This window comes from Chromobacterium sp. Panama (assembly GCF_003052555.1).
Taxonomy (GTDB): Bacteria; Pseudomonadota; Gammaproteobacteria; order Burkholderiales; family Chromobacteriaceae; genus Chromobacterium.
Genome location: NZ_QARX01000001.1, coordinates 1812706 through 1818755, shown reverse-complemented (window position 1 = coordinate 1818755; position 6050 = coordinate 1812706). Strand labels below are relative to the sequence as shown.

Sequence of the window (6050 nt, the reverse complement as noted above, 5' to 3'; positions counted from 1 at the left end):
GCGCGGGCCGCGGTTGTCGCCGGCGCCGGCCGGACGACGGTCGTCGCGGCGCGGTTCTTCGCGGCGAGCCGGCGGCTCAGCGGCGCGCACCGGCTCGGGAGCCGGCGGCGGTTGCAAGGCGGCCTGGCGCGCGGCCTGGCGGCGCTCTTCGCGCTCGATCTTTTCGCGCATCAGCGCTTCCTGACGGGCGCGGAAAGCGGCCTGGCGCTTTTCCTCGGCTTCGCGAGCGGCGATTTCTTCCGGGCTCAGGATGGAGGCCACGGTCGGACGCTGCGCCGGAGCGGCCGGCTTGGGAGCGGCCGGTTTGGCGGCTTCCTGGCGCGGCGCTTCAGCCGGCTTGGGCTCGGGCTTGGCTTCCGCGGCTTGTGGAGCCGGTTCCGGCTTGGGCTCGGGCTTGATTTCCGGTTTCGGTTCGGGCTTGGCTTCCACCGCCGGAGCCGGCGCCGGTTCCGGCGCCTTCACCGGCTCGGCCGGGCTGGACTCGGCCGCGGCGGGCTGAGCCGCGGACGCCTCTTCCGGACGCACCACGAAGCGCTTCTTGCGGGTCTCCACCTTGACGGTGCTGCCGTCGGCGGTCTTGATCTCGCTGGTGGACTTGCGCGTCAGGGCGATGCGCGACTCTTCGTCGCGCGCGCCGTGGGAGCGCTTCAGATAGTCAAGAAGCTGGGACTTGTCTTGCGCGGATAGCGCGTCATCCGGCGAGCGTTTGCTCACGCCGGCCGCGCCCAGCTGTTCCAGCAGGCGTTCCGGTGTGAGGTTAAGCTCACTGGCAAATTGTTTTACGTTTGTCAAAACCATGCGTCTTCCCAAATTCTGTAAATTCTTTCCGGACAGGCCTTACTGGTCGAACCAGTGCTCGCGCGCCTTCATGATGACGGCGCGGGCGGTCTCGGCCTCCATGCCGGTCATGTCCACCAGATCGTCCACGGCCAAATCGGCCAGATCGTCGCGGGTGATCACGCCGCCTTCGGCCAGCTTGCGAACCAGCTCGGCGTCCAGGCCCTCGATATCGCGCAGGCCATCGGAAACGCTTTCCACCTTTTCTTCGGACGCAATAGCCTGTGTCAAAAGAGCGTCACGCGCGCGGATGCGCAGATCGTTGACCAGCTCCTCATCAAACCCTTCAATCTCCAGCATCTCCGCAATCGGCACATACGCCACTTCTTCCAAAGCGGCAAAGCCTTCTTGCACCAGTACGGCGGCGACGTCTTCGCTCACGCCCAGGGCGCTCACGAACAGATCACGCACGGCGGCGTCTTCCGCCTGATGCTTTTCTTCAGCCTCGGCAACGGTCATGATGTTGAGGTACCAGCCGGTCAACTCGGCGGCCAGCTTGACGTTCTGGCCGCTGCGGCCGATGGCCAGCGCCAGTTGCTCCTCCTCCACCACCACGTCCATGCTGTGGTTGTCTTCGTCCACCATGATGCGGCTAACTTCAGCCGGCGACAGCGCGTTGATCACGAACTGAGCCGGTTCCGGCGCCCACAGCACAATGTCGATGCGCTCGCCGCCCAGCTCCTGGCTGACCGACTGAACGCGGGAACCGCGCATGCCGATGCAGGTGCCCTGCGGATCGATGCGCGCGTCGTTGGCCTTGACGGCGATCTTGGCGCGCATGCCGGCGTCGCGCACGGCGGCCTTGATCTCCAGCAGGCCTTCGTCGATTTCCGGCACTTCCAGCTCGAACAGCTTGGTCAGGAAATCCGGAGAGGTGCGCGACAGCACCAGCTGCGGGCCGCGACCCAGACGATCGATGCGCAACAGGAAAGCCTTGACGCGGTCGCCCACGCGCAGGTTTTCCTTGGGGATCATCTGATCGCGCGGCAGCACCGCTTCCAGCTTGCCGCATTCCACGATGGCGTTGCCGCGCTCGATGCGTTTGATGGTGCCGGTCACCAGGTGCTCGCGGCGCTGCAGGAACTCGTTCAGCAGCTGCTCGCGCTCAGCGTCGCGAATGCGTTGCAGGATCACTTGCTTGGCGGTTTGCGCGCCGATGCGGCCAAACTCCACCGCCTCCATCGGCTCCTCGATGAACGCGCCCACTTCAATGCGCGGATCGCGCTCGCGCGCGTCGATTACGCCGATTTCCTTGCTTTCCGATTCCAGCAGTTCGTCTTCCACCACCAACCAGCGGCGGAAGGTCTGATATTGACCGCTGTGGCGGTCGATTTCGACGCGCACGTCCATCTCGTCATCGGTAAACTTTTTCTTGGTTGCCGAGGCAAGCGCCATCTCAAGGGCGGAGAACACCACATCCTTGCTGACATTCTTTTCGCTCGCCAGGGCATCCACCAGCAACAAAATCTCGCGACTCATTCATTCCTCTCCGATTTTTGTCCTTTTGCGTGGCTTATGGCCGTCCAGACATCAAAACTCAGGCTCCAGCCTGGCCTTGTCGATATTGGCAAACGGAATCGCCACGATGCGGCCATCCACATCCAGCTTCACAGAGTCTTCCTCGACCCCGGCAAGACGACCGGTAAATTTCTTCTGCTGCTCGATCGGCATGCGCGTCTTGATCTTGGCAAGCTTACCGGCGAAGCGGACGAAATCAGCCTCTTTCTTCAGCGGACGGTCCAAGCCCGGCGAAGACACTTCGAGTCGCTCGTAGTCGATGTTCTCGACCATGAAAAGGCGGGTGAAGTGATTGCTCACCTGGACGCAATCTTCCACGGTGATGCCACCCGGCTTGTCGATAAAAACGCGAAAACCGCCCCCTGGGGTCATTTCGAAATCGACCAACTCGTAGCCCAGACCCGGCAGGGTGTTTTCCAGCAGCAAACGAACATCCATTGCTTTTTCCACAAATAAAAAATGGGCGAAACGCCCATCCCTAACCGACGCGATTGTAACCTATTCCATTGAAAAAGAAAACCGGCGAACCGCCCGCCTCCAACGGGACCGGACGGCTGTTTGCGCCGGACTTCTTTGCGAGCGGTTCCAGTTACGGTACATTACCGGGCACTCAAACAGCAGTTTGACGTCATGAGCGGCCAAGCCGCCGCGACATAACAAATATATAGTCACCAAATAGGTACGACGCCCGCCGGCGCGCGATACGCTGGCGCGACTCTCGTTAACCAGCACGATGGAGAAACCGGGATTTATGGAAAAGGTGTGGCTCAAAAACTACCAGCCGGGCGTAGCTCACGAAATCGACATCAACCAGTTTCAATCCGTGGTCGAAGTCTTCGACCGCAGCGTCAAGAAATTCCATGACCGCCCCGCCCTGGCCTGCATGGGCAAAGAACTCAGCTACCGCGAGATGGACCAGCTCTCCGGCCAGTTCGCCTCCTATCTGCAGCATGAGCTGAAGCTCCAGAAGGGCGACCGCGTGGCGGTGATGATGCCCAATCTGCTGCAATATCCGGTCGCGGTGTTCGGCACCTTGCGCGCCGGCGGCACCGTGGTCAACGTCAATCCGCTGTACACCCCGCGCGAGCTGGAGCATCAGCTGAAGGACTCCGGCGCGGAAACCATCGTGATCCTGGAGAACTTCGCCAACGTGCTGGAGCAGGTGCTGCCGCGCACCCAGGTCAAGCACGTGATCGTGGCCTCCATCGGCGAGATGCTGGGCTTCGCCAAGGGCATGCTGGTCAACTTCGTGGTGCGCAAGGTCAAGAAGATGGTGCCGCCGTGGCGCCTGCCCGGCCATGTCCGCTTCAGCGACGTTCTGTCCCGAGGCGCGCGCGCGCCCTACCGGCCGGTGAAGCTGGGCCACGACGACATCGCCTTCCTGCAATACACCGGCGGCACCACCGGCGTCTCCAAGGGCGCGATGCTGGTTCACCGCAATATCGTCGCCAATATGCTGCAAGCCGGCGAATGGGTGAAGCCGGTGATCCGCCCGGGACAGGAAATCATCGTCACCGCGCTGCCGCTCTATCACATCTTCTCCTTGACCGCGAATCTGATGGTGTTCACCGAAGTGGGGGCGCTCAACATCCTGATCACCAATCCGCGCGACATCCCCGGCTTCATCAAGGAAATGGGCAAGTACCCGATCACCTGCATGACCGGGGTCAACACCCTGTTCAACGCGCTGCTGAACAATCCGGAATTCGCCAAGCTCGACTTCTCCACCTGGCGCCTGGCGCTGGGCGGTGGCATGGCGGTGCAAAAAGCGGTGGCGGACAAGTGGAAGCAAGTGACCGGCGTCACCCTGGTGGAAGCCTACGGCCTGACCGAGGCCAGCCCGGCCGTGTGCATGAATCCGCTGGATCTCGCCGCCTACAACGGCACCATCGGCGTGCCGGTGCCCTCCACCGAGATGCAGCTGCGCGGCCCCGAGGGCGAGGAAGTGGCCCCCGGCGAGCAGGGCGAGCTGTGCATCCGCGGCCCTCAGGTAATGAAAGGCTATTGGAACCGCCCGGACGAAACCGCCAAGGTGCTGAGCCCGGACGGCTTCCTCGCCACCGGCGACATGGCCATGCTGACGCCGGACGGCTTCGTCAAACTGGTGGACCGCAAGAAGGACATGATCCTGGTGTCCGGCTTCAACGTTTACCCCAACGAGATCGAAGACGTGGTGGCCGGCCACGCCGGCGTGCTGGAAGTGGCCTGCATCGGCGTGCCGGACGACAAGTCCGGCGAGGTGGTCAAGGTCTTCGTGGTGCGCAAAGACCGCGCGCTGACGGAAAAAGACATCATCCAGCACTGCCGCGACAATCTGACCGGCTACAAGGTGCCCAAGCTGGTGGAATTCCGCGACGAGCTGCCCAAGACCAATGTCGGCAAGATTCTGCGCCGCGCGCTGCGCGACGAGAACAGCGGCGCCAAACCCGCCTGATCCATGCGGACGCCATGAAATCGCCGCCGCCCGCGCTGTCGGGCGGCGTTTTTTTTGGGCGCGGGCCGGCTACACTTTAAAAGAACCGTTCCATTGATAAACCTTGCCGCTTCGGGTGCACGATTATGTTGATGCTGCCGTTTTTCAAATTGATGGCCGAACGCCGCGCCAGCGATCTGTTCTTCACCAGCTTCTCCCCGCCGATGATCAAGCAGAACGGCGAGCTGCTGCCGATGAACGAAAAACCGCTGACCGCGGACATGGTCAAACAGCTGGCCTACAGCCTGATGAGCGAAGAGGAAATCGGCGTCTTCGAACAGGAACGCGAAATGAATCTGGGCCACCCGGTGCCCGGCCTCGGCAGTTTCCGCATCAATATCTTCTGGCAGCGCGGCTCGGTGGGCATGGTGGTGCGCTACATCCTGCCCAATATTCCGTCGCTGGAGCATTTGCAGCTGCCGCCGGTGCTCAGCGAACTGATCAAGCTCAAGCGCGGCCTGATCCTGGTGGTCGGCTCCACCGGTTCCGGCAAAAGCTCCACCGTGGCGGCCATGCTGCAAACCCGCAATCAGAGCATGAGCGGCCACATCCTCACCGTGGAGGACCCGATCGAATTCCTGTTCCGCCACGACAAGTCCATCGTCAACCAGCGCGAAGTGGGCTTCGACACCCTCTCCTACGCCCGCGCGCTGAAAAACGCGATGCGCGAGGCGCCGGACGTGCTGATGATAGGCGAGATCCGCGACCCGGAAACCCTGACCCAGGCGGTGACCTACGCCCAGTCCGGCCATCTGTGCATTTCCACGCTGCACGGCAACAACAGCTATCACATGCTGAGCCGGGTCATCAACTTCTTCCCGGCGGAAAGCCGCGCCGCCTTGCTGATGGACCTGTCCTCCGCGCTGAAGGCGGTGGTTTCGCAACGGCTGATCCCCACGGTGGACGGCGCCCGGGTGCCGGCGATCGAAATCCTGATCAACACCGCGCGCATTTCGGAGTTGATCCGAAACGGAGAGATAGACAAAATCAAGGAAGCCATCGAAAGCAGCATGAGCGATGGCTCGCAAACCTTCGAACAGGCGTTGTACCGGCTCTACAGCACGGGGCGCATCAGCCTGGACGAGGCCCTGAGAAACGCCGACTCGCCCACCAACTTGTACTGGTTGATCAATCAGAGCAAGGAAAAAGCGGCAAGCGGCGACGATAAGCAAGCCGGCGGCGAGCCGCCAAGCTTCGACAGCATCAAACTGGACCTGTAAAC

The 6050-nt window shown here is 62.2% G+C and carries 5 protein-coding genes; 2 read left to right on the top strand and 3 right to left on the bottom strand.

The annotated features are described in order from the left end of the window. The 3 genes from DB032_RS08185 to rimP form a co-directional block, all read right to left on the bottom strand. A partial coding sequence (locus DB032_RS08185; protein WP_199225849.1) for a translation initiation factor IF-2 N-terminal domain-containing protein occupies positions 1-798 on the bottom strand: 798 nt, incomplete at its 3' end. A gap of 39 nt (positions 799-837) precedes the next feature. Beyond that, positions 838-2316, bottom strand: coding sequence for a transcription termination factor NusA (gene nusA, locus DB032_RS08180; RefSeq protein WP_107799036.1), 1479 nt, complete (start codon positions 2314-2316; stop codon positions 838-840). A 51-nt stretch (positions 2317-2367) separates the two neighbouring features. Then, positions 2368-2793 carry a ribosome maturation factor RimP gene (rimP, locus tag DB032_RS08175; RefSeq protein ID WP_048409119.1) on the bottom strand — a complete coding sequence of 142 codons (426 nt, stop codon included), beginning with the start codon at positions 2791-2793 and terminating at the stop codon, positions 2368-2370. 313 nt (positions 2794-3106) lie between these two features. Between rimP and DB032_RS08170 the strand changes: the two genes are divergently transcribed. Beyond that, complete coding sequence (locus DB032_RS08170; RefSeq protein ID WP_107799035.1) at positions 3107-4789, top strand: long-chain-fatty-acid--CoA ligase; 1683 nt, start codon at positions 3107-3109, stop codon at positions 4787-4789. Positions 4790-4920: 131 nt separating this feature from the next. After that, a complete protein-coding gene (locus DB032_RS08165; protein WP_233246666.1) occupies positions 4921-6048 on the top strand; it encodes a PilT/PilU family type 4a pilus ATPase in 1128 nt (375 codons plus the stop codon). Positions 6049-6050 lie beyond the last annotated feature (2 nt).